The sequence below is a fragment of the Collibacillus ludicampi genome, assembly GCF_023705585.1.
GTDB lineage: Bacteria > Bacillota > Bacilli > Tumebacillales > BOQE01 > Collibacillus > Collibacillus ludicampi.
In genome coordinates, this window is sequence record NZ_BOQE01000001.1 from 3,735,320 (window position 1) to 3,760,218 (window position 24,899).

Sequence of the window (24,899 nt, forward strand, 5' to 3'; positions counted from 1 at the left end):
CATATTCCTGCAAGAAAAAACGGGAAATCATTTTCCCGTTTGCATCCACTGTTACTTTTTCACTTGTTGCAACAACAACCTCTTTCCTTTCATCCGGCAATTTTCAAAACATCGCTCGGCTTCCATCCGTTCGCCGATCGCCAGATGTGCAAGTCCCTTATAAAAATGTGTTTCCACACAGGAACGATCGTACAGAAGGGCTGCATTAAAATAATGGATCGCCTGTTGGTAACGTTCTTCTTCCATCGCTAAACGCCCCAGGTGTAAATTCCCGAGTTTTCTCGCTTCATGTGTTGCTCCTTGGCTCAATTCGAGAAATCTCGTTTTTGCCTCCTTATGATCGCCGAGCAACCATAACCTATGAGCCATTCCCGCGAGCGCGTAAGGATGATCGGGATTCTTACGCAAGATGTCGCGAAAACAGCGATCTGCATAAGCTAATTCTCCTGTTTTGAGACATGCCCATCCCAAATTAAACAGAGCCTGTTGGTGATTCGGACTCAGAGAGATTTGCTTCTTGAACAAAGCGATAGCGGTAGCAAAATGCCCTTCCCTCATCGCCAGCCAACCAAGCCCCCCCACCACTTCTGCGTTATGAGGAAAAAATTCATGAGCTTTTCTCAATAAGGATTGAGCCGCTTGAATATACCCAAGACTCTGATACAGATCGGCCAACTCAAGAAGAATATGTTCATTCAAAGAATTCAGGCGGTATGCTTTTTCAAAATGGGGCAATGCTTTATCCGGGTAGCCTAAGCGGATCCATGCGTAACCGATAAATCGTTCCGCCTCCCAGTCATCTTCCAGATCAGCCGCTTGTTCAAAAGCATACAACGCATTACGAAAATCTCCTACGTTATAATAGCACACGGCCAAATTAAAGTATGCGTCGCGGAAACCGGGAACATGCTCAACCACTTGCGCGAACTCTCTAGCCGCGTCAACGTACTGCCCCTGTGCCGCGTAAATGTGACCGAACGTATTATGTATGGTCGCATCGATAAAGGGATTGCTCTCACCGATGGCCGCAAGGCGTAAATGTCGTGTCGCATTTTCATAATCTTGTTTTCCCAAATAACCAAGTGCCAAATATAGGCGTGCAATCACGAAATCGGAATCCAAGCGCACGACTTGTTCAAATTCATCGATCGCTTCCCTGAACATAAGCAGATCGAAGAAGCCCATCCCGCGCCGGAATGCGCGAATTAACTGTTCTTCGTTCAGTTTGGGGAAAGAGATCTCCGGGACAATAAGAAACTTGCTCTGCACCTTCTTTGCAGCCGATTCGTCGTCTGCAACCTTGTCGATCAATTCCAATATCTCCTGTGCGAATGTTTCGGGATGAGCGGATGGATGTTCGGACAGAAATGAATGTTCTCCCTGCGTCATTGTCATTTCTGACCAAGATTTATGTAAACCTTCGATTTCTTGAGCTGACAATCCTCCGTCCAACTGCAAGCCAAATTTTTCACCAAGGAAAGCCACGCGTTCTTCAAATGCCAACCACTTTTCCACAAACGCATCGCATGCATTGCGTAACGCGATTAATTCTTCCGCAAGGATCTGCTTCTGTTCTGCGTCCGTCGCCTTTTCCAATTGTTTTTCAATCCGATGAACCGCACGAAACAATTGTTCAAACGGCTTGTCGAACATGGGTATGTCCCTCCCATACACGGGTCTTCTACCCAGTGTGCGTATTTTGGGAGGGAATATACTTCTATGGGTTTATTTATGGATCGTTCCATGAACTTCGTGGATCAATTCAGCGATCGTATTATCTTCATTCATCAGCGCGACAATCGGTTTATGATTGCGAGCCTCCTCTTCATCCATCAAGGCATAAGAGATGATGATCACCGTATCTCCAGGTTGTACGAGGCGTGCGGCGGCACCGTTCAAGCAAATCACACCCGATCCGGGAGGCCCCGGAATCACGTACGTCTCAAGTCTGGCGCCGTTATTGTTATTAACGACTTGCACCCTCTCATTTTCCAGTATATTTACAGCTTTAAGAATTTCTTCATCGATCGTGATCGAACCGACATAGTTTAAGTTTGCCTCGGTTACGATGGCTCTGTGGATCTTTGATTTCATCATCGTGCGTAACATGAAGGAATCCCCTTTTACGGTTGTAGTAATGTATTATCGATCAATCTCGTCTTTCCGAAGCGTACCGCCAGAGCGAAAAGCGCAGGCTCGTGAATCGTCTCCACATCAGTTAATGTGCGTCGATTGACGATTCGAACATAATCGATTTCCGCCAACGGTTCCGCCTTGATGCGATCGACAGACATCTGAATCAAGCGTGCCGCGTTACGCTCCCCTTCGGCAAACGCTTTTTCCACTTCCCGAATCGAAGCGTACAAAGACAAAGCCTGTTTTCTCTCCTCCGGAGAGAGATAGACGTTGCGCGAACTGAGAGCCAGCCCGTCCGGTTCGCGAACAATCGGACAAGCAACGATCTCTACCGGCATGTTGAGGTCCTCAACCATCTGTTCAATCACGCGTACCTGTTGAGCATCCTTTTGTCCAAAATACGCTTTCTGAGGTTGGACGATATGAAACAGTTTTGTCACCACGGTGGCCACACCGCGAAAATGTCCGGGGCGTGATTCCCCACATAAGCTTTGGGTCAATCCTTCGACTTCGACATACGTGTAGGATGGGCGTGGGTACATCTCCTCGACGGGTGGAGCAAAAAGCACATCGACACCCGCTTCGCGAGCAAGCCTTGCATCCCGATCCAAATCGCGCGGATAGCGTTCATAATCTTCATTCGGGCCGAATTGTAAAGGATTGACGAAGATGCTCATGACGACCAAATCGCACTCTTGCTTCGCGCGTGCAACTAAGGAAAGATGTCCTTTATGCAGAAAGCCCATCGTGGGGACGAAGCCGACTGTGCGGCCTTCCCTTTTTTGTTCACCGATATGATCGCGAACTTCCCGAATCGTATGGAAAATCTTCACTTCCAGTCCATCTCCTTCTTCACTTCCGCCAAAATTTCATCGGACATCTTAAACGAGTAATCTTCAGTGGGAAAACGTCCGCTGCGCACTTCATCGGCGTACGATTGAATGCCTTCGACCATCTGTGTGAAAAGATTCGCATAGTTTTTTGCAAACTTTGGTAAGTAACGATTATTGATTCCCAACAAGTCGTGATAGACGAGAACCTGACCATCACAGGATTCCCCTGCCCCAATTCCAATCGTAGGAATCGAGAGTTTTTCGGAAATCAATTCGGCCAATTTACTGGGAACACATTCGAGCACGACGGCGAAACAGCCTGCATCTTCAAGGAGAAAAGCATCTTCGAGAATGCGCTTAGCTCCCACGATATCTTTTCCTTGTACTTTGAAGCCTCCAAGTTGATGGACAGACTGCGGTGTCAAGCCAATATGCCCCATGACTGGAATCTGCGCCTTGACGATCCGTTTGACTTGCTCAATGACATCCCGGCCACCTTCCAGTTTCACAGCATCCGCCAATCCTTCCTGGAGCAAACGACCTGCGTTTCGCACTGCATCTTCCGGCGATGTATGATACGAAAGAAACGGCAAATCTGAAACGATCATCGTATTCGCCGCGCCGCGACGAACTGCCTTGGTGTGATGAATCATATCTTCCATCGTCACAGGTACGGTCGTTTCATAACCGAGCACGACCATGCCTAACGAATCCCCCACGAGAATCACGTCGACTCCCGCAGTTTGTGCAACCAAGGCGCTCGGGTAATCGTAAGCGGTTACCATTACAATTTTCTGTTTTTCTTTCTTCATTTCGCGCATGCGTACTGTAGTCAACTTGTCGCGCACACTTGAAGCCCCCTTCCCTGCCCCTCACCATGAGAACCTTTCTGTTTATCTTTTCCCACTGTACAAAAAAACCTTTCGAGGCCGTTAAGGTCACGAAAGGTCTGACATTCTCGTACGTTGTCCTCTGTCTCGGTCCACTTACGGCTCAGAGCAGAAATATGGATGTTGTTCATATCACGTATTGCATGAGTACAGTTCATTTCGATACCGCCTCAACCGCAAGTATACACGAGCATACATCTACTGTACAGTATTTAATTGAAAAGAATTTCTGCCGAATGGATACGTACGATCTCCCCGCTCTCCGTCATGACACATAGGGCTCCTGCTTCATCAATATCGACGGCGGTCCCTTCGATCTCGCCACGAGGTGTCACTGCGCGGACGTTTCTTCCGATCGTGATGCTCTCCAGTTTCCATTCTTCACGCAGAGAAGAGAACCCTCCTTCCCTGACATACTGCTGATATAAGGGCTCCAAGTAAGTCAATACACTTTGTATGACTTTCGAGCGTACGAGCGATTCACCCTTCACAATGCGCAGCGATACAGCGATATCACGTAACTCCTCGGGAAACTCGCTGGATTCCATATTCACATTAATCCCGATACCGAGCACGATATGGTGAATCCGATCATGATCTGCATGCATTTCCGTTAGAATGCCGCAACATTTTTTACTGCCAAAGAAGATGTCGTTCGGCCATTTGATTCCCGCTTGTTGCCCTGTTAACGAAGAAAAAGCCCGGCTCAATGCAATGGCGGCCACGAGCGTCAATTGAGACGCGTATGCGGGAGAAAGCTTAGGACGCAGGATCAGACTCATCCAGACTCCTTTGCCCGGAGGCGAAAACCATGCTCGGCCGCGCCTGCCTCTTCCTCCCGTTTGTTGATCGGCAACTACGAGAGTTCCTTCAGAAGCTCCCTGATAGGCCAGTTCAGTCGCTAACTCGTTCGTAGAAGCTACTTGATCGCGGTACACGATCTCTCGGCCCAGCACATCCGTTTTCAAACCTAAAATAATTTCCTCCGGCGTGACCACATCTGGTGAATAGAGAAGACGATAACCGCGATTGCGCACCGCATCGATCTGATATCCTCTCTCTTCCAATTCCCGTATATGTTTCCAAACAGCTGTACGGGAAACCCCGCACGCTTGACAGATCATCTCCCCTGATACATATTCATCTTGATGTTCTCTCAATATCTTTAAAATCTTGTCCCTCATTCTTGCGAACCTCGATTCTTTTCCAAGAAATCTCTTGCTTCACAAAGAAGTGCATATGGATCATTCTTGTGAGGATGGCGTAAAACCTCGCCGACGAGATGCTTTAAAATCTCGCCGATCAACCATCCTTTCCTTTCTAAGTCGGGAAATTCATTCAGCAGTCTATGTCCGTCAATCTTTAGATCACACATCGTCCAAATCGGTTGTTGACTGATTTTGGCCCTGTAAAGATTGTAAACCATGGTTGCCTGATCGTTGGGCTCATATACAGAAAGAATTTGTGCGGCATGTTCAGCCGCCTCCTTTCCAACATGATAGAGATGGTTTCTCCACGTTGTATCTTCCCAATTCAACAGGTCACATATCGATTGATCTCCAGTTGGAAGTGCGCGCAATACCGAGAGTATGTCTCTCACAAACTTTTTGCCATGTCGAAGCTTGCGAAGCCAACGATCCGCCTCCTGTTCCCTGATTCCCATCCGATCACACAAAGCGGCATAACGGATAGTCAATTTCTTTGGCAACTTTTCAATCAGCGATAGAGACGAAAGGATCTGTGGGGAGGGAACCTCTATATCAAAAAAGACATACGGGAATAATCCCGTTTTCAGCAAAAGCTGAATTCCGTAAGCCGCATTCGACAACAATATCTTGTCCCACTCCGTACGAATTCGTTCCACAGCGATACGTGACAGAAGACCAGCATGTGTGCAGATCGCCTCATAGGTTTCTTTCTCGATCCGCATACCCAACTGGGCAGCAAATCGCACGGCACGCAAGAGGCGCAGCGCGTCTTCTTGAAAGCGCTCAAAAGGTTCGCCCACTGTACGCAGCATATTCGACGCCAAATCATCCATCCCGTGAAATGGGTCATAATACCGACCGTTCAAATCCTGTGCGATCGCATTGATCGTAAAATCCCTTCTCGCCAGATCAAGGTACAAGGAATCGACAAAGTGCACATGTTCCGGGCGGCGAGAGTCCTTATACCGGCTTTCGACGCGAAACGTGGTCACTTCCACGCTCGTCTCCTCAAGCCATACGGTCACCGTTCCATGCTGGATACCCGTTGGAATCGTATGGGAAAACAGTGCCTGGACTTCTTCCGGACGGGCATTCGTGGCTACATCATAATCGGAAACCGGCCGTTTCATGAGTTGATCGCGTACGCAGCCACCCACGAAATACGCTTGAAACCCGGCTTCCTCTAATCGTTGTAATACTTTTCTGGCCGCCCGTTCAGCCCTTTTCATCCTTTTACCGTCTCGCGCCATGCGAGATCCCCGCGTTCGAACCCTTTCATGAGAAGTTCGGCCGTGGCGATGTTTGTGGCTACGGGAATATTATGCACATCACATAACCGCAAAAGGGCGATGATATCCGGTTCATGCGGTTGTGCCATCAAAGGATCACGGAAGAATAAAACGAGATCCATCTCGTTTTGCGCAATCATCGCACCGATCTGTTGATCGCCGCCCAATGGTCCGGATAAAAATCGGTGAACTGGCAAACCGGTGGCCTCCCGTACACGTGTGCCCGTGGTTCCTGTTGCAAACAGTCTGGCTTTCGCAAAAATATGTTTATACGCCAAAGCAAAGTTCACCAATTCGTCTTTCTTCCTGTCATGTGCGATCAAGGCAATATTCATTCGACTTCTCTCCCGCTTCTAATCGATCAAGTTTTCCAAGCCGTAGACAAGTCCCTCATAAGTCATCACTCTTTTCGTAGCCATTGCGACACCCGGCATGAAAGATTCACGCGTGATTGAATCATGTCGAATCGTTAAGGTTTGCCCGACCCCGCCGAAGATGACCTCCTGATGTGCCACAAAACCGGGCAAACGTACAGAATGGATGCGCATGCCTTCAAATTCTGCACCGCGTGCCCCCGCCCACTTCTCTTCCTCATTCGGGTGTCCCTGTCTCAAAGATTTGCGCTCTTTGGCAATCAATTCCGCCGTTTTGACTGCGGTTCCCGAAGGGGCGTCAAGTTTCTGATCGTGATGCAACTCGATGATCTCCACATGAGGCATGTACCGTGCGGCAATCGCTGCAAACTTCATCATCAAGATAGCCCCGATCGCAAAGTTGGGCGCGACGAGACCACCGATCTCTTGTTTGCGCAACGCTTCATCCCACTTGCGCAGATCATCTTGTGTAATACCCGTCGTCCCGACCACAGGACGGACTCCATATTCGATCGCAGCTTCAACATGGGCTCTAACCGAATTCGGATTGGTAAAATCGATCATCACATCCGGTTTGGCTTCGACAAGCGTTTCATTTAGATTGGTAGACAAGATCACCCCTGTTTCCGGCAGTCCAAGAGCTTGTCCCACTTCAACACCAGATAGAGTACGATCTACGGCACCCACGAGTTCCAGCTCAGGGTCAGAAAGAACTGTGCGTACAACTTCCCTGCCCATTTTTCCTCTCGGTCCGACAACCACGACGCGAATTTGTTCTTTCGTTTCCATTAACTCACACCCACTTCCTTTCTAGAACAATGAATCGCTTCCCTTGTGTTCTTTTGCTCCTATCTTACCAAAAATCTGCAGGGTCGGACATGATTATGTGTCGATTTTCGTCCACCGGTTGGCATCCCGTGTCGCAAACTTATGCATAACTTGTTGATGTACTTCCGCCAAATTGATCTGAAGGAAGTTGGCCAAACAAGTGAGAACAAACATCATATCACCGATCTCCTCGGCGATCGAACTTTCTGCTTCTGTACTCTTTTTTTTCTTCTCACCGAATTGATGATTGACTTCTCGCGCGAGCTCACCCAATTCTTCCGCCAAGCGCACGATCAGTGACATCGGGGGAAAATAACCTTCCTTGAACTGCGAGATATAATCATCGACTTCCTTTTGCATCTGTGCAAGCGTCATCTCCGTCATTTCTATTCCTCCTATCGAATCTTCTTTTCTGCAGCTCTCGCAAAGAATAAACAACCCTTTCCCTCATATGAATGGATAAGGGGGGTAGTCCTCGCAAGAATTGAAAAAGGAGCTGAGACACCTATGTCCGCACCGCCAAAACGTTCCACGACAACGCTCTTGGCGTTCGTCATTGTATTCCTGACATTGTCTCTCGTCTTGTATCCGGAACAAGGGTTTCAAGCGGCCATGTCAGGTTTAAAACTATTCTGGGACGCCGTTTTTCCCGCTTTGCTGCCGTTCTTTATTTTGTCGGAACTTATGCTCGGCATCGGTGTCGTTCACGCACTGGGAGTCCTTCTTGAACCGCTTATGCGGCCCTTATTCTCCGTTCCCGGTGTAGGAGCGTTTGCCCTTTCGATGGGACTGGCCGCAGGGTATCCCATGGATGCGGTGATAACGGCAAAATTCCGAAAAAATAAGATGTGCAGCAGGATTGAGGGAGAACGATTACTCGCATTCACAAACACAGCGGATCCTTTGTTTATGTTTGGCTCCGTTGCTGTCGGCATGTTTAAAAACCCGGCTCTCGGAATGCTTCTCGCTGTAGCTCATTACATTGCCGCTTTCCTGGTTGGTGTCTCTTTTAAACTATACGGACGGGGCGCGAAACATACATATGATTCGGTCCCACAGCCAAGAAGACAGGGCAATCTCTTTGTTCGATCGTATCAAGAAATGATCCGCGCTAGAGAAGAAGATGGACGACCTTTCGGCAAACTTCTCGGAGACGCTGTCAATGACTCGATAAAGACCATTTTGATGATTTGCGGGTTTATCATTTTCTTTTCTGTTTTGATTAAAGTTTTGACGCTTTCAGGTGTCATCCCTTTATTCACATGGCCAATCTCTGGATTATTTACTCTGCTAGGAATTGATCAAGACCTGGTCACCCCTTTTCTTTCCGGTTTATTCGAAATCGATATCGGTTCTGCACAGGCGGCAGCGGCATCCGCATCTCTAAATCAACAGTTGCTTATCGTTTCCGCGATCATCGCATGGTCAGGTCTATCTGTGTTTGCGCAGGTCGCTTCCGTTTTAACCGGTACAGACATCCGCTTCACCCCTTATGTAATCGCTAGAATCCTGCATGCCGTGCTCGCAGCGATCATTACGGTTATCTTATACAACATGGGTATGGGGCAAGCGGAAGCAACAGTTCTCGCTCCCTTTTCAAATGGTGCGCAGTCGACAACAGGTATTTTATCACATGTACAAATCGCTTTCGGAGCCCTTTATCATTGGATCATCATCATTGGGATCACGTTGGTGTTATCGCTTGCGATCTACATGATTCGTCGTATACGCGTGATCTTCTGGATGTCAAGAGTGAGGGATCGGTAAGAAAATGATACACATAAATGATGCCCGGCATTGGATGCCGGGCTTTACGTTTCATCCTTTGTAACTCGGTCCCCCTAAAAAAGCGGCGGAAAAAACTTATGTGTAAACACTTGATCGAACAGGATCAATCCCCCAACCATCCAGACATACAAAGAAAACAGTTTAAGCGAACGCTCCACGATCTGCTTGACCATAAAGCGAATCGCAATGTAACCCGAAATCGCGGCAACCAAAGTACCTGCGATTTCCGGAAGGCCGATGGCAAAACCCCCCGCGTTCCCCTCCCACAATTTCTTGCTTTCCATGAATGTCGCCCCTAGGATCGCGGGTACTGACAAAAGAAAGGAAAAGCGCGCAGCAAATTCACGATCAAGCCCACGAAACAATGCACCGACGATCGTGAGTCCGGATCTCGAGATCGCGGGCAAAATTGCCGCTCCTTGCAACGTACCGATGACTGCCGCGTCGATATACCCGGTCTCCTGTAACCTTTTCCGACCAATCGCGTCAGCCTCCGCCAACCAGAGAACGAAACCGGTAATCATGAACTCGATACCGATCGTAACACCTGACGCAAACAATCGTTCAAAATAATCTTCCAATGTTATCCCGATGATAGCGGTAGGTATCGTGCCGGCGATCAATAAACGGGACAACCTTCCGAATGGCTGTGATAATACAGAAAAGAGATCTTTCCAAAAAACCATCACAACCGCCAACAAAGTCCCGAAATGTAAAAAGACATTGAGTGTTAACGATGTATCTTCTTTCATACCGAATAACTTCTGAAACAAAACGAGATGCCCCGAAGAACTGACGGGTAGAAATTCGGTGAATCCCTGAACGAAACCTAACACAATTGAATGCCAGAGTGTCATTTTGTACATCCCTCCCGTACAAGTATATAAATCACCTTTCAATAAAAGAATGCTTTTCCCACTCGAAACATAGCTTGTTATAGGAGGGACAATGCCTATGAAGAAAAGGGAAATGCGTTTGGCCGCACAGATCGCCTTCACGTATATAGGTACGGTCGTTGGCGCCGGATTCGCCTCCGGACAAGAGATTTTGCAGTTTTTTACACGTTTTGGCCATAAAGGTTATTTTGGCATAGCCGTCTCAACATTTTTATTCGCTTGGGTCGGTCTCCGTATGTTGATGCTCGGGTATCAACTGCGGGCTACCTCCTACCGTCAATTAACCGCCTACCTGTTCGGACAAAAACTGGCCGGTTTGATCGATACACTCATGATGGTGATGTTATTCGGGGTCACTGTGGCTATGCTTGCGGGTGTTGGCGCATTATTCGAAGAAAATTCACGGATCCCTTTTCATATCGGTGTGTTACTAACCATGGCACTCACCTTTTTCACCATCTTGCGTGGAATGAAAGGCATCCTTGCTGCGAATTCGTTCATCGTACCAACGATGCTGCTTGTGATCAGCTTTCTATTTATTCATGCTTTTATCCATGGCGGATCCCCGCACGAATTTACGGGCAGTGAAACTACAACGACTCTGCAGTGGTTGTCATCTGCCATCTCGTACGCCGCTTTTAACATGGGACTTGCCGTTTCCGTACTCGTTCCGCTCGGAGAGGAAGTTCCCAATCCCAAGGTTCTAAAATGGGGAGCCGTTCTCGGGGCATTGGGATTAGGCATGATGTTAGTCGGCGCACAGTATACGATGAGCACGAGGCTTCCTGAAATCCTTTCATTCGAAATCCCCATGGCTTATGTCACTTCCTTATACGGTCGAACGTTTCAGCTGTTGTTTTTGTTCGTATTATGGGCTGAAATCTATTCCACGTTGATTGCGAACGTCTTCGGTCTGGGTACACAACTGGCATCTCCCCGCAGACCGGTTCATGGGGCATTGGTGACGATTCTCATCCTGACATCCGCATTTTTCGTCGCACAAGTAGGATTTTCGAATATCGTGAATTACCTTTATCCCATCTTCGGGTATGTAAGCTTCTTATTACTGCTTCTTCTTTTATGGCCGCGCAAATACCCGCAACGGCCGACCGGGGACTGATGGGCGTTGTTTGCCTTAGGAAGATATGTTAATCTAAGATCATATGCATCGCGCACTGGAAAGCCAGTGCGTATTTTTCACGCATGGGGAGTGGAGGGGTCCGAAATCAAAGAGCTTGTCCTGCAAATCGTCTCATCCTATGGTTATCTCGGGTTATTTTTTAGTTTGGTACTGGGGATCGTAGGTCTTCCAATACCCGATGAGATCCTTATGACGTATTGCGGCTTTCTCGTTTCTCGGGGAATCCTGTCTTTCAGCACGACATTGCTCGTCGCCTTTAGCGGGTCTGTCGCCGGCATGTCGATCTCATACATACTCGGAAGTAAATTCGGTTGGTCACTGGTAGAAAAGTACGGCAAGAAAATGGGACTGTCTGAACAGATTCAAAAAGTGCAACATTGGTATCTCCGCTACGGAAAATTCGTTTTGACAATCGGTTATTTCATTCCCGGTATACGCCATGTAACCGCATTTACGGCAGGAATCAGTAAAATGCCGTTTATCATATTTGCTCAATTTTCATATATCGGCGGTTTCATCTGGGCAATCACTTTTATAACGTTTGGATGGCTTCTCGGGGATCATTGGACAAAGATCATCCGCACCCTCCATCAATTTTCATTAGGAATCACCATAATACTCGCCTCGTGCATCTTTCTCTACCTTTATTTGAAATGGTATAAGAAAAAATAAAAGTAAGAACAATTTGAATCAAACTGACTGAAACAACCTCTATAAGGTGGTGTCACATGCGTTCTGTGATCAAGATCTTGGGAATTGCTGCAGGTTCCTTCATTTATTCGATCGGTATCAATTATTTTATCGTTGCAAACGGGTTAGCTGAAGGCGGATTTGTAGGAATATCCATTTTAGGTCTTTATTATTATAAAATTCCATTAGGTGTCTCATTCTTTATTTTAAACATCCCTTTGTTTTTGATCGGTTGGAAACTTTTTGGGAAACGATTTATCTTCAAAACGATTCTCGGAGTTGTCTTTGTATCCATATTTTCTGAGGTAACCAAAGGATGGCAAGCGCCGATGAGCGACAAGCTGCTGGCGGCTCTGTACGGCGGCGTGATCAATGGTATCGGACTCGGCATCATCTTCCGTTCCGGCGCGACGACGGGAGGCGCCGATATCATCGGCAGGATTGTAAATCATTATTTCGGCTATTCCATGGGGCGTACGCTCTTCGCTATCGATGTGATTGTGATCGGCGTGGTCGCTTTGATCATCGGCAAACAGACCGCGATGTACTCCCTGATCGCGCTTTTCGTAGCCTCCCGCGTCATCGATATGGTACTTGAGGGACATGCGTCAAGCAGAGCCTGTCTTATCATTTCTGACCGTTCACAAGAGATTGCGGACGCGATCAGCCAAACCCTTGAAAGAGGGACAACCCTTATGGAAGGACGCGGAGGGTACACGGGGAAAAATAAGGAAATCTTGTACTGTGTGGTTTCGCGTGAAGAGATCGGACGCATACGTCAGATCGTACGGGATATTGATCCCGCGGCTTTCTTAGTCATCTATGATGTCCATGATGTATTGGGTGAAGGATTTGCTCCTTTAAAAGCAACAAGTTAGGAGGCACACTCCTAACTTGTTCCCATCTTTATTTTTGTTTTTGTTTCGCTAACCATTCGGCCACTTTCTCCACTTGTTTCGGATCTTGTAACCCTCCGGAAGATGGCATGTTGGGCGGGAACCCTTTCTGGATGGTTTCAAGCAGCTTTTCTTTGTCATACTTATTGCCTATACCGAGCAGTTGCGGCCCCACCTTCCCCTTCAAATCTTGACCGTGACAGGCAGCACAAGTGTTCATGAAAATCTGTGCACCTTCATCTTTCGGATCGATGATAGCCGTATCTTTGATTGTCGGGAGCGAATCCTGTTTTGGCAATTTTCCAAGTGCGGCTTCGTGTTGCATATGTGCTTCATATGTAAGCCACGACATGACCACCAAAGCCAACATCATCGCACCCGTAGCGATGGGACGCTTGAACGGATGTCTCGTCTTGCGACGGTCGAGCCACGGAACCAACAACAGTGCCAAGGAAGCAAGACCGGGTATCACGAGCGTTCCGATCGTCACATACTCGCCAGGAAAATATTTAAGTAACTGGTATAAAAAGAGAAAGTACCAATCGGGTACCGGAATGAACGACGTGTCTGCCGGATTCGCCCGCTCGGTCAGTTCGGTCGGATTGAAGATCACCCATAATATGAATGCGACGAGGAATACGGAGCCTACGATCCATTCTTTCAACAAGAAATTAGGAAAGAACGGTTCAGTACCATGACGGGTTTCTTTGTCGATACGATGGCGCGGCGTACCAGGGATCCGTTCTTTGCCGTATTCACTAGCCATCCCCTCGTTACCTCCTTTCACTTCGCCTGGAATCGATTTATAGCGGACCTGCGATTCCCTGTTTGCGAATCATGATAAAATGTAAGGCCAACAAGACGAGAAGAGCTGCCGGCAAGAAGAAAACATGGATGGCAAAGAAACGGGTCAACGTAACAGCACCGACATCCTGTCCTCCCACCAGTAAGATCTGAATATATTTGCCGATAAAAGGAACCGTTGAAGCGATCTGAGTCCCCACTGATGTCGCCCAATATGCTTTCTGATCCCATGGCAAGAGATAGCCGGTAAAACCGAAGCCCAGAACTACGAAGAAGATGAGGACACCAACCACCCAGTTGAGCTCCCTTGGCGCTTTGTAAGCCCCGGTGAAAAACACGCGCAACATGTGCAGGAACATCATGATGATGACCAAAGAAGCTCCCCAGAAATGCATTCCGCGCACGATATTTCCTAGTAACACTTCATCCGAAATATATTTGACAGAGTTATAAGCATTCACGATGTCAGGTACATAATACATGGCCAAAAACATGCCGGAGAGAATCTGTGTGGAGATGATGAGGAAAGTCAAACCGCCAAAGCAGTAGACAAACGCTGACATTTTGTTGGCGGGATTCACATGCGCTGGGACGTCATGATCCGCGACGTCACGCCATATCGGAGTGATGTTGAGACGTTCATCAATCCAATCATACGTCTTTTTCAGCATGTGTCACACCTTCCTTTGTTGTATCGAAGTACCGAGCTTGACGATTCCGTTTTCTACCTTCACATCGTACACGTCCAACGGCCTGCGTGCGGGTGACTCCGGTGAATTCACACCGAATTTGTCGAACTTGGAACCGTGACAAGGGCAGAGGAAAAACCACTTCCCGTCTTTCGGAGATTCCGACTTGCCGTTAGCGTCCACCGTACCGTTGATCCCACATCCCAAATGAGTGCAAATGTTCGACATCGCAAGGATCTTTCCTTGTTGATCTTTAATGATCCATGCTGTTAACTGAACATCCGACTCCACCCAACCGTCTTTCTTTTTCACTTTGAACTCTACTTTCTTCGGAAGCTTATCGTCAAAATCTGATTCTTTTCCCACTTCGACGTAATCGGTTCCTCCTGCTCTCGTCAGCGGATCGATCGCAAACGGAATCATCGGAGAAACTATCGCCGCAGCCATGAAAGCGCCCGTTCCGCCTAACGCATACGTAAGAAATTGGCGTCGCGAGAGACTTTCCTTTTCCGCATTCTTTTTCTCGTCGCTCATATCTGTAACCCCCTTGCCGAAACGAATTTCGTCATCTGGATAATGAGTGCCTGAGCGGGTACACCCATCTTAAGAAAATTTCAACCTCTGTTGGCCACGCACTCGCGGCATGGGTGTCTATCCTGATGATTCATGGCTATTTCATAAATATGATTCATAAGATGCGATTATTTCCACAAGCTTATCACATCTTCAATCAATCTTGTGCCCAGTTCGCGCAAGTATGCTTCCCCTTTTTCTGCTGCATTTTTTGAAGACGCTCCCGAAATCCACTGTTGGAATTCAGAAAAACCCTCGGACTCATGCTCGATACGCCAATTGGACAAAAGAACCTTCCATCCTTCAGTCCTTAAACGCTCACCGGCGAGTTGCAAGGATGTAAAATTTCCTTCATGTCCATTCAAAAGAACCGCGTATTTCATCCCCCTCTGTTGAAACCCTCGTAAGAGATGATAAATAAAATCAGCGAGTACCGAGACGGGCGATTCGATGGTTTCTGTATGATCGGCGATATCAAAAAGCCCGTACGCCAATTCCGGTAGCAAACAGACACGTCCGGTTAGACTTTCTTCGATGATTTCCCCCAGCCGTCTGACGGTTAGCAAATCCACTCCCATTGGGGCATCGTCCGCTTGTACAGCGAGCGCACAGACCGGCAAGATAACCGTGTCAACATAAGGCAATCGTTCGTTCAACTGATCTCGATGTGTATGTACCAGTTTCATAGGGCTCGCACCTCCTTGATCGCGGATATAATTCTTAATAGATACGTTTGTTCTTGTTAACAAAAAGGAGCTAAGCAATTAGCTTAACTCCAACTCTTCTCTTAATTCGTTTGTGAGTTCTAGGAAGCGTCTTTTATCCCTTTTATCCAGAGCTTCGTCAATCTGCTCATACTTCTTCGACAGTTTCCACTGACGTACCACATAATCCAGAAACAATTCCGCTTGAAGCGAAATCAGAGCATCTGCCGATTCCTTGGAATCATCCATCGGGTTCGTTTCCAAAACCGCCGCATACTCCGGTGATATGCTTCTATCTTTAAAGAATAAGCCTATATAAACATCTTCCGTCGGATTATTATGAATATCGAGAAAAGCTTTCTCTACATCGGACGTTACCCTTTTATTTTTGTAAAATTTGAACGGCGTCATTTGAACACACTTTGTGGACATGAGAATCGTCTTCGGTAAATTGCGGAAGTTGTCGATAAAATGCACGTGTTCAAGGATCTGATCATTGGAACACAAATATTGGAGCAACCATTCTGCTTCCCGGTTTTGGAGCTCGTATTTTTCAAGGAACCATTTGATAAATTGTTTCTTTTCAGCAATTTTGATGACTTCTCCCACCGCCGTTCCCTCCTTTACACTTTCCGCAATTATAAAGAAAATTTAGCAAATTTTCTTGGCTATAACCTATAAGCAATGTTGTGAATATTCTTTGTATAATATATTCGGCGGAGCGTTGATGATTTCCTGTTTTTTTTGCTGAAAAATATTTGGAAACGGATGAATATTTTTAATATCTCAAGTTGTGGTGCTCTCAATATAAGGAGGATAAACAAGCTGAGAAGAGAGAGGAACTGGATCATGAGCAAATGGGGATACCACCGACGGCATCCCCCCATAATAACATTCTTAGGACGTAAAAGGGTAATGCATTGCGCGTAATAGCGACTTTGAAGGTCGTCTCGCAACATTTGATTATGATTCCATGCGAGACGACCTTCACGGAGCACGAACGCAAAGCATACGACCGCCAAACTACACATTTTTCAAGATAGCCCTCCATGCCGCAAGCGGCGTCATCAGAGGATAAAAGCTTCTTGTGCGGGAAGAAGTATAAGGCTATCTCAAGAAACGGAGTGGCTTTTGGGTGGGTTGTATCGCTTTGCGGCGCAGAGGTGAGTTGAAGGTCGTTCCGCTTCTTTCGAATCGTAAAGAGTGCATATGCATTGCGCGTAATAGCGACTTTGAAGGTCGTCTCGTAACAATTGTTTATGATTCTATGCGAGACGACCTTCACGGAGCATGAGCGCAATGCATATGCCTCAATGACCTTCATCGAACCCAAGCGCAAAGCGATACATCTACCCAAGCACTAGTTTTCAAGATAGATAGCCTATAATTGCAAATCTGGCATGTATCCCAATTGTTGCAAATGTTTCGCGATACATGCTAACTGTTCTTCTGGAACAAGGATATAACGACCTTCTAATACGCCGCGAACATGTTCCTTTATCTGCGGAATCGTCTGCATTTCAACAGCTACCTGTTGATCCCTGCACTCAAGAATCGCAGAACGATACAACACGATCTTGCCATATTCCTTCTCCCATACTTGAATTTGTTTCACAACGTTCAACGGAACTTGATCCCCTGCATGTTTTCCCAGAAATTCGAGGATGGTTTTCGCTGTCCACCCTTCCTGAAAGGCACGATAGACACTTTGTTTCGTGATGCGATGGATACGCATGACCCCTGTTTTGCTCACATCCGAAAATTGACTGAGATCCCATCCCAATCGGCCGATCTCTTCCCCAGGAAGAAGGATTTCAAAGTTCGGCTGAATAATGAGCGGCATATGCACTTGCGCAGGGGACTCTTCCACAATCGTCTCTTCCAATAGAATTTCCCGACCAAGGTCGGTAAGTCTGATCACTGCACGGCCGTCCGCTAACTGACCCTGGCACAATAATCCGAGATGTACGAGCATCGTGTAAATTCTTTTTTCCAACACCTGTTGTTTATTATCATAATAATAATCGTTCACATGCGGCAGAAGCAGTTCGTTGAGCGACTCAACCAACACCCAATCGCTGCCAACCGCTTGTGACAACCTTTGCAAGACTGTCGTCAACGTAGGGATCGGGCGCCTGTAGGTAAGACGCCAATATTTGAATAGATCCCTGATTTTATCCCGATCATCATCTTCCATCCATTCTTGTGTTTGCGGAGTACAAGTCAGCTTACATGAATCTTCATGCTCGATGATTAGATTTCTTGCATAACAATAATCATAAATCAAGGAGAAACGGTCAGGATAATCACGGAATCTTCTTCCATAACCAAATCGCCATCCTACCTGACCAAGCGGCTGCTCCATGATCTCCATCAGACTGAGTATCGCAACCTGATTTCTTTTAAAAAGCACTCCGTCTTGTGTCAATCGGCAATCATGTCTGGCAACATATGAAAGAAATGTCATGGTATCACGGACGATCGCCATGTTTTCATCCCGGTATGCGATCGGTGGACAAACCGGTCTTTGCACCTGTTGTTGCATCCTTTGGGTCAGCCAATGTCTCATTCTCTTGCGCACATCTTCCGGTACATAGAAGATATGTCTTGCCGTCGATCCCAAGCGGAACAGCCATCCCTCCCTCAACAAACGTTGCATGCAAGCCGATTCTTGTTCCTTTCCTTCACCGATCATTCTCCTGATCAAACCGACGATTTCTTCGCGGGAAAAATATGAACGCTTGTCCATCATGATTTGCGTAATCATCTCGCGAAATGTCAGATCTTCCTCTGCAACAAGTACACGTTCCGCGAAAGAACGATTGTGAAAATGCGCGAGAATCGATTGTATCAAAGCGTTTTTTGAACTCTTCGAACAATCAAGTTGATAATGTTCAGCAATGGCCCGTAATGTTTGGATATCGGAAGAATTTAAACAATCAGCCAGACGCATCTCTTTTTCACCTCACACCTTCAAAACATCTTCTGCGTCGAGATGCACATATTGATACCCTTGTTCCGTAAGAAATAGTTGTCTGTGTAGTGACTTCTCTTGATCCCGTGAATCTTTGGTAACGATTGAATAAAAATAGGACTCCCTTCTTCCAGTTTTGGGGCGAAGGATCCTGCCGAGCCTTTGCGCCTCTTCCTGACGTGAACCGAATGCACCGGATATTTGAATCGCCACATTCGCTTCCGGAAGATCGATGGCGACATTCGCCACTTTCGAGACCACAAGTGTACGAATCTTCCCTTTACGAAAAGCGGAAAAAAGCTTTTCGCGCTCACGCTCCGGCGTTTTCCCAGTGAGCAAAGGCACATGCAATACATTCGCGACTTGTTTCAATTGATCGATATACTGTCCAATTATAAGTACACGGTCTTCGTCATGTTTACGCAGCAGGGCACGAATCACTTCAATCTTTACCGGATTCTCTGCAGCGATGCGATATTTTTGTCGCTCGGGTGAACTTATGTATTCCAACCGCTTGTCAGGTGCCATATCCACAGCGATTTCATAACAGCTGGTCGAAGCCACAAATCCCTGTCTCTCCATTTCTTTCCAAGGAACATCATATCTTTTGGGGCCAATTAATGAGAACACATCTTCTTCCGCTCCGTCTTCCCTGACAAGCGTAGCAGTCAATCCCAGCCTTTTCGTCGCCTGCATCATGGCTGTCAAACGAAAGACGGGAGCCGGTAAGAGATGTACCTCGTCATAAATCATGAATCCCCAAGGTTGGCGATTGAGTGTTTCAAAATGAGGATACCGTCCATTCTTTTCATAGGTGATCATTTGATAGGTTGTTACGGTAATCGGGCATATGTGTTTTCTTTCTGCCGAATATTCGCCAACTGAACGAGTGTCTACATCCGTTTTATCGATGATCTCATGGATCCATTGCCGCACTGACGTAATGTTGGGCGCCAAAATCAACGTATATGCAGAAAGTTCACTCATGGCGGCGAGACCAACGAGCGTTTTGCCGGCGCCACACGGTAACACCACTACGCCTGACCTTCCTTCCAATCCGCCTGAAAGAAATGACTGTACCGCTTCTCGCTGATAAGGGCGCAGTTCGAACCGTTTGCCCGATTTCGTGATTTTACGCAGACGAATCGCAAAAGGTGCCCCATCGACAAAACCGACCAAGTCCTTCGCCGGGTATCCAAGTTTTGCAAGAAGCCGCTTGACTTCGCCGCGCAGAGAAGGCTCGATGAACAAACGATTTCGTTCCCGATTTCGGATGAATGGTTGTAAAGCAGTGATGTTACCCAATACGTCAATAAGTCCCTCATCCCCAGTGAGTATCAGATCCTCCCCTTCGGCGGCAAGCTCAAGCTTTCCGTATTTGCTCATCTCTTCACGGATAAACGTTTGAACGCTTGCAGGTATCGGGTAACGCGAATGTCCGGCTAATAGAGCAATTACCTGATCTGCTGACCAGCCAATCGATGCAGCGTTCCAAAGCGATAAACGGGAAAGGCGGTACGTATGAAACAAGTCGGGACTTTTGATCAACTCAGCGAAGACAAGTAGGCGATCCCGAACCCATCCATAACCTGGATGACCCGCTTCCGCCAAGATCGTCCGATCATTTTGCACGATGAGAGACCGGGAGTTCTCCATCGAAACCATCTCCACAAATTTGCATATTTGTGAAGATAGTATGTGAAATTCCCATATTTAACATGCAAGTCGCGAGCTTACTTGTATGGAAATAACCTTTTGTCGAGCATAGGATGCTCATCAAGGAAAACCCAAACGCCTAACAGATAAAAACTTCCCAGAACGAGTAAGCCCACCCAATCGACCCACGAGCCGTAAAATCCGACGAGAATCATCGGATGCGTGATGACTGATAGCCAGCCTGACAGCCAGAGAAGCAACGCGTTATTCCACGCGGCTCCATAGAGAAACTTATAGAACAAAAAAAGAATTAAAGGCGCATGAAGAAGAATCATATGAACAAAAGCAAACCACATGGTTCGAGTTTTTTGTCGGTAATATTTCGCCTGCGCATAACCGAGCGCCCCCATCCCCAATGCGCAGCCAACTCCCATGATCAGAGCCGTAATATCCAGAACAATGGCTGCACCGGCGGAGGTGCCAAACATTTTCCATACGAGATAGGGCAAGAGCCACAGTTTAAGCAAGATCATGAATACGATAAATAATTGCGTATAGAACGTATAGATAAAAAGTGTTTTTCGCTCCACATCATGTTCCTCCCTCAACTCTCTCGTTATAGTCTATGAGAAAGGGAAGCAGACAAGAAGTACCTTTTGAGAACCGGGAGACCTTGAAAATTAGTGCTTGGGTGGGTGTATCGCTTTGCGCTTGGGTTCGACGAAGGTCGTCTTTGGGTTATATGCTTTGCGCTCATGCTCCGTGGAGGTCGCTATTACGCGCAAAGCATATAACCCCATATACAGCCAATGGATGCGGAACGACCTTCCACTCACCTCTGCGCCGCAAAGCGATACGCCCCACCCAAAATCCACACCGTTTCTTGTGGCAGCTTTATACATCTGTTTCAACACAGGAAACTTTTCATCCTATGATGGCGCCTCCGCTAGCAGTATGGATTACTAGTTTGGGGTTCGTGTTCATGTTGACAATAAAAAAACTGCCCAACGTCGTGGGCAGAAAAATAAAATGATAGGAGTGGAGAGAAACCAGAACTAACCTTCCGTTTTCATTGTACCAAACGATAGGTAGTAATTCAACGAAATTTTTTGTCAATTGATAAAAGCTTGCCAGACTTATTCTGACAAGCTTTTCATTTTGCATCCGAGTGCATTCATCGTGTTGCAAAAACCGGGAAACGATACGTCGACCGATTCACAGTCACGGATGACAGTCGTTCCCTCAGCTACACTACCTGCTACAGCGAGAGCCATACCGATACGATGGTCATGATAACTTTCACAGGTAGCTCCTACCAGTGGTGTAGGACCGTCGATGATGAGGCCATCCTCCAACTCTTCGATTCGCGCGCCCATTTTCCGTAACTCAGTGGTGATCGTATGTAAACGATCCGACTCTTTCACCCGAAGTTCGGCCGCGTCGCGAATCACAGTTCTTCCTTCCGCTTGTGTGGCCGCGACTGCGAGAATAGGGATTTCGTCGATCATGCGCGGAATCAAGTCACCTCCGAACTCAGCCGCACGCAACTGCGTTCCTTTGACCCATAGATCCGCAACGACTTCTCCCGAAAGCATACGTGTATTTTCAAGTCGAATCTCCGCACCCATCTTAATGAGCGCATCGATCAAACCTGTGCGCGTAGAGTTGATACCCACATTCTCAATGAGAATTTCGCTTCCTTCGAGTAAACAGGCCGCTACCAGCGGGAAGGCCGCCGAAGAAATGTCTCCGGGTACATGCACGTCGGTGGCTCTTAACCGGGAGCCCCCCCGCACGCATATATACCCATCCTCCTGAAAGACATCTACAGAAAATGAACGCAACATTCGCTCTGTATAATCCCGCGTCAACGTTGGTTCCTTAACACCTGTAACGCCTTCCGCATACAAACCTGCCAGTAATATACATGATTTGACCTGGGCGCTCGCCATCGGTGTCTCATATCGAATGGCGGAAAGATTTCCTCCACGTATCGACAAGGGAGCATATTTCCCTTCTCCCCGTCCGTCGATAACAGCTCCCATTTGCCGTAAAGGTATCGTAACACGCCCCATGGGACGGCGGCGGATTGAGGCATCCCCTGTCAATGTGGTATGAAAGGGTTGTCCCGCCAGGATCCCAAGAAGCAAACGAATCGTTGTTCCCGAATTTCCGACGTCAAGTACATCTTCCGCTTCCTTCAGGCCATCCACCCCGACCCCGTGTATGCGCAGGCGAGTGGAGCTAATCTCATCGATTTTTACACCGAGTTGCCGGAATGCGCGAACGGTCGACCGACAATCGGCACCCGGCAGAAACCCGGATACTTCTGTAATTCCATCGGCCAAAGCGCCTAACATGACTGCGCGGTGAGAAATCGATTTGTCTCCAGGTACGACCGTTTGTCCATTGAGTTCGGGCGCTTTTTCGACTGCAATCTTCATAAACTACCTCCGTTACAAAACTCTGTTAGAGTAATCTAAAGTATCGCTACCATTCTATTATTTTATCATCGCAAGGAGGCCTTCAATGATTGGGCGAAGTGCACGATCTCTGCAAATGCTTTCTCTGCTTTCTCCTGATCACCGATTTCACGAGCTTTTGCCAGGAGAGATACGCGATTGACGAGCGCAGAACCGACGATCACGCCGTCTGCATATTTTCCAATCTCTTCTGCCTGCTCGGGCGAACCTACGCCAAACCCGACCGCTATCGGCAAAGAAGTCTTCTTTCGCACTTCTTGCACGAATGCAGGCAATCCTTCCGCGAATGCGGCGCGTACCCCTGTAACACCTAATGAGGACACGCAGTAAATAAAACCGCTCGCTTGTTTACAGATCGTCTCGATACGGCCTACGCTCGTAGGTGCTACCAGAGGGATCAAATCCACTCCATACGTCTTGGCTGCATTCCGTGCTTCTTCCGCCTCTTCTGCGGGCAAATCAGGAATGATTACCCCGTCCGCCCCAATCTCAGCAGCCGTTTGAAAAAATCGTTCTGTTCCCCATTGGATGACCGGATTCACGTAAGTAAACAAAACGAGCGGAACGGAAACCCCTTCCGCACGCATTTGACGAACCAACGCGAACACATTGGGCAAGCGCGTTCCCTGTATGAGGCTTCGCAAGGCGGAGGCTTGTATAGTCGGTCCGTCGGCAAGCGGGTCTGAATAAGGAATGCCTAATTCAATGATATCCGCCCCTACGCTTTCGAGTAAACGAACAATTCGTTTCGTATCCTCAAGCGATGGGTCTCCGGCTGTTACGAAGGGAATGAATGCGCGTTCCCCTTTCTCCGCCAATTGTTTGAAACGTTCCGTAATTCGGCTCATTGAACGCGCCCCCCTTGATATTTCAAAATGCTTTGCACATCCTTATCACCACGTCCCGAAAGATTGATGACCATCAAATGGTCTTTTGGCAAGCTCGGAGCCATTTTCATCGCTTGTGCGACCGCATGTGCGCTCTCCAATGCAGGAATGATGCCTTCAAGTTTTGTTAAGAGAGCGAACGCTTCCAGCGCCTCTTCATCACTGATCGGTACGTACGTTGCACGTCCGCTCGATGCAAGAAATGCATGTTCCGGACCGATACCGGGATAGTCAAGCCCTGCCGATATCGAATGTGCGGGAAGTACTTGTCCATATTCGTCTTGCAATAACATCGTCAATGAACCGTGGATGACACCAGGCCGCCCTTTGGTAATGGTGGCCGCATGACGGTCCGTATCGACTCCTTCCCCGGATGCCTCGACACCGATCAAACGAACGCTCTCGTCTTCTAAGAAAGGATAAAAAATACCGATCGCGTTGGAACCCCCTCCTACACAAGCGATAATTGTGTCAGGAAGCCGTCCCTCTTTTTCTATCATTTGTTTGCGCACTTCATCCCCAATGATCCGTTGAAAATCACGGACGATCATAGGATATGGATGCGGACCAACGACCGAACCGATGATATAAAACGTATCCTCAACATGTTCAACCCAATGGCGAATCGCTTCATTCGTGGCATCTTTCAATGTTCGTGTTCCTGATGTCGCGGGAATCACTTCCGCGCCTAACATCCTCATGCGAAACACATTTAACTCCTGACGAGCTATATCTTCTTCCCCCATGAAGACCTTGCATTCCAATCCCAATAAAGCGGATACGGTCGCTGTTGCTACACCGTGCTGGCCAGCACCGGTTTCGGCGATCACCCTTTTTTTCCCCGTGTATTTTGCCAACAAACCCTGGCCTAACGTATTATTGATCTTATGGGCACCCGTATGATTTAAATCTTCCCGTTTCAGATAAATTTTGGCGCCCCCAAGATAAGAGGTTAATCGTTCCGCAAAGTACAAAGGAGTTTCACGACCGCTATATTCTTTTAATAGATATTGTAATTCGGCTTGAAATTGCGGATCGACACGGTATTTACGGTAATCACTCTCCAATTGATTCAAGGCAGCCATCAAGGTCTCGGGAACGAACTTGCCGCCAAAAGCTCCGAAGCGTCCGCGTTCGTCCGGATATTTGCTATACATTCC

The 24,899-nt window shown here is 47.5% G+C and carries 25 protein-coding genes; 4 read left to right on the forward strand and 21 right to left on the reverse strand.

Features of this window, described 5'->3' with window-relative positions:
* Nucleotides 1–51: 51 nt before the first annotated feature.
* The 9 genes from DNHGIG_RS18855 to DNHGIG_RS18895 form a co-directional block, all read right to left on the reverse strand.
* A complete protein-coding gene (locus DNHGIG_RS18855) occupies nt 52–1,653 on the reverse strand; it encodes a tetratricopeptide repeat protein (protein WP_282201052.1) in 1,602 nt (533 codons plus the stop codon).
* Nucleotides 1,654–1,725: 72 nt separating this feature from the next.
* Complete coding sequence (gene panD / locus DNHGIG_RS18860) at nt 1,726–2,109, reverse strand: aspartate 1-decarboxylase (RefSeq protein ID WP_282201053.1); 384 nt, start codon at nt 2,107–2,109, stop codon at nt 1,726–1,728.
* Between the two features lie 14 nt (nt 2,110–2,123).
* Nucleotides 2,124–2,969, reverse strand: coding sequence for a pantoate--beta-alanine ligase (panC, locus tag DNHGIG_RS18865; RefSeq protein ID WP_282201054.1), 846 nt, complete (start codon nt 2,967–2,969; stop codon nt 2,124–2,126).
* Nucleotides 2,966–3,817 carry a 3-methyl-2-oxobutanoate hydroxymethyltransferase gene (gene panB / locus DNHGIG_RS18870; RefSeq protein ID WP_369414737.1) on the reverse strand — a complete coding sequence of 284 codons (852 nt, stop codon included), beginning with the start codon at nt 3,815–3,817 and terminating at the stop codon, nt 2,966–2,968. Before panB ends, panC begins: the two co-directional genes overlap by 4 nt.
* A gap of 254 nt (nt 3,818–4,071) precedes the next feature.
* Nucleotides 4,072–5,043 carry a biotin--[acetyl-CoA-carboxylase] ligase gene (locus DNHGIG_RS18875; RefSeq protein WP_282201055.1) on the reverse strand — a complete coding sequence of 324 codons (972 nt, stop codon included), beginning with the start codon at nt 5,041–5,043 and terminating at the stop codon, nt 4,072–4,074.
* Nucleotides 5,040–6,317, reverse strand: a complete 1,278-nt coding sequence (locus tag DNHGIG_RS18880) for a CCA tRNA nucleotidyltransferase (protein WP_282201056.1) — start codon at nt 6,315–6,317, stop codon at nt 5,040–5,042. The genes DNHGIG_RS18875 and DNHGIG_RS18880 overlap by 4 nt, the downstream gene beginning before the upstream one ends.
* Nucleotides 6,293–6,691: a methylglyoxal synthase gene (locus DNHGIG_RS18885; protein WP_282201057.1), complete on the reverse strand. Its 399-nt coding sequence runs from the start codon at nt 6,689–6,691 to the stop codon at nt 6,293–6,295. The genes DNHGIG_RS18880 and DNHGIG_RS18885 overlap by 25 nt, the downstream gene beginning before the upstream one ends.
* Before the next feature lie 18 nt (nt 6,692–6,709).
* Nucleotides 6,710–7,519 carry a 4-hydroxy-tetrahydrodipicolinate reductase gene (dapB, locus tag DNHGIG_RS18890; protein WP_282201058.1) on the reverse strand — a complete coding sequence of 270 codons (810 nt, stop codon included), beginning with the start codon at nt 7,517–7,519 and terminating at the stop codon, nt 6,710–6,712.
* 93 nt (nt 7,520–7,612) lie between these two features.
* The gene (locus DNHGIG_RS18895) at nt 7,613–7,942 is read right to left on the reverse strand and encodes a nucleotide pyrophosphohydrolase (protein WP_282201059.1); all 330 of its coding nucleotides are present in this window, start codon (nt 7,940–7,942) and stop codon (nt 7,613–7,615) included.
* Nucleotides 7,943–8,065: 123 nt separating this feature from the next.
* Here DNHGIG_RS18895 and spoVV point away from each other — a divergent pair, with 123 nt between their 5' ends.
* Entirely contained in the window at nt 8,066–9,325 is a 1,260-nt protein-coding gene (spoVV, locus tag DNHGIG_RS18900) for a dipicolinic acid transporter SpoVV (RefSeq protein WP_282201060.1), read from the forward strand.
* A gap of 74 nt (nt 9,326–9,399) precedes the next feature.
* Here the strand turns inward: spoVV and DNHGIG_RS18905 are convergent, their stop codons facing one another.
* Nucleotides 9,400–10,212: an undecaprenyl-diphosphate phosphatase gene (locus tag DNHGIG_RS18905; RefSeq protein WP_282201061.1), complete on the reverse strand. Its 813-nt coding sequence runs from the start codon at nt 10,210–10,212 to the stop codon at nt 9,400–9,402.
* An 88-nt stretch (nt 10,213–10,300) separates the two neighbouring features.
* Between DNHGIG_RS18905 and DNHGIG_RS18910 the strand changes: the two genes are divergently transcribed.
* The 3 genes from DNHGIG_RS18910 to DNHGIG_RS18920 all read left to right on the forward strand — a co-directional run bounded on the left by DNHGIG_RS18910 (nt 10,301) and on the right by DNHGIG_RS18920 (nt 12,951).
* Nucleotides 10,301–11,362 carry a YkvI family membrane protein gene (locus DNHGIG_RS18910; protein WP_282201062.1) on the forward strand — a complete coding sequence of 354 codons (1,062 nt, stop codon included), beginning with the start codon at nt 10,301–10,303 and terminating at the stop codon, nt 11,360–11,362.
* Nucleotides 11,363–11,452: 90 nt separating this feature from the next.
* Complete coding sequence (locus DNHGIG_RS18915; protein ID WP_282201063.1) at nt 11,453–12,055, forward strand: DedA family protein; 603 nt, start codon at nt 11,453–11,455, stop codon at nt 12,053–12,055.
* A 56-nt stretch (nt 12,056–12,111) separates the two neighbouring features.
* A complete protein-coding gene (locus DNHGIG_RS18920; RefSeq protein ID WP_282201064.1) occupies nt 12,112–12,951 on the forward strand; it encodes a YitT family protein in 840 nt (279 codons plus the stop codon).
* Between the two features lie 28 nt (nt 12,952–12,979).
* Here DNHGIG_RS18920 and DNHGIG_RS18925 read toward each other — a convergent pair whose 3' ends face one another.
* From DNHGIG_RS18925 to trpB, 11 genes are all read right to left on the reverse strand, one after another.
* On the reverse strand, nt 12,980–13,735 hold the full coding sequence (locus DNHGIG_RS18925) for a menaquinol-cytochrome c reductase cytochrome b/c subunit (protein ID WP_282201065.1): 756 nt from the start codon (nt 13,733–13,735) through the stop codon (nt 12,980–12,982).
* Between the two features lie 37 nt (nt 13,736–13,772).
* A complete protein-coding gene (gene qcrB / locus DNHGIG_RS18930; RefSeq protein ID WP_282201066.1) occupies nt 13,773–14,444 on the reverse strand; it encodes a menaquinol-cytochrome c reductase cytochrome b subunit in 672 nt (223 codons plus the stop codon).
* Nucleotides 14,445–14,447: 3 nt separating this feature from the next.
* Complete coding sequence (locus DNHGIG_RS18935; RefSeq protein ID WP_282201067.1) at nt 14,448–14,996, reverse strand: ubiquinol-cytochrome c reductase iron-sulfur subunit; 549 nt, start codon at nt 14,994–14,996, stop codon at nt 14,448–14,450.
* A 167-nt stretch (nt 14,997–15,163) separates the two neighbouring features.
* The gene (locus tag DNHGIG_RS18940; RefSeq protein WP_282201068.1) at nt 15,164–15,721 is read right to left on the reverse strand and encodes a creatininase family protein; all 558 of its coding nucleotides are present in this window, start codon (nt 15,719–15,721) and stop codon (nt 15,164–15,166) included.
* Nucleotides 15,722–15,799: 78 nt separating this feature from the next.
* Nucleotides 15,800–16,348 (reverse strand): ReoY family proteolytic degradation factor, encoded by a 549-nt coding sequence (locus DNHGIG_RS18945; protein ID WP_282201069.1) that lies wholly within the window; start codon nt 16,346–16,348, stop codon nt 15,800–15,802.
* A 772-nt stretch (nt 16,349–17,120) separates the two neighbouring features.
* The gene (locus tag DNHGIG_RS18950) at nt 17,121–18,692 is read right to left on the reverse strand and encodes a helicase-associated domain-containing protein (protein ID WP_282201070.1); all 1,572 of its coding nucleotides are present in this window, start codon (nt 18,690–18,692) and stop codon (nt 17,121–17,123) included.
* A gap of 12 nt (nt 18,693–18,704) precedes the next feature.
* A complete protein-coding gene (locus DNHGIG_RS18955; protein ID WP_282201071.1) occupies nt 18,705–20,369 on the reverse strand; it encodes a DNA repair helicase XPB in 1,665 nt (554 codons plus the stop codon).
* Between the two features lie 77 nt (nt 20,370–20,446).
* Nucleotides 20,447–20,959, reverse strand: coding sequence for a hypothetical protein (locus tag DNHGIG_RS18960; RefSeq protein WP_282201072.1), 513 nt, complete (start codon nt 20,957–20,959; stop codon nt 20,447–20,449).
* A gap of 546 nt (nt 20,960–21,505) precedes the next feature.
* Nucleotides 21,506–22,813, reverse strand: coding sequence for a 3-phosphoshikimate 1-carboxyvinyltransferase (gene aroA, locus DNHGIG_RS18965; protein ID WP_282201073.1), 1,308 nt, complete (start codon nt 22,811–22,813; stop codon nt 21,506–21,508).
* A 65-nt stretch (nt 22,814–22,878) separates the two neighbouring features.
* Entirely contained in the window at nt 22,879–23,700 is an 822-nt protein-coding gene (trpA, locus tag DNHGIG_RS18970; RefSeq protein ID WP_282201074.1) for a tryptophan synthase subunit alpha, read from the reverse strand.
* Nucleotides 23,697–24,896: a tryptophan synthase subunit beta gene (gene trpB / locus DNHGIG_RS18975; RefSeq protein ID WP_282201482.1), complete on the reverse strand. Its 1,200-nt coding sequence runs from the start codon at nt 24,894–24,896 to the stop codon at nt 23,697–23,699. Before trpB ends, trpA begins: the two co-directional genes overlap by 4 nt.
* Between the last annotated feature and the right edge of the window lie 3 nt (nt 24,897–24,899).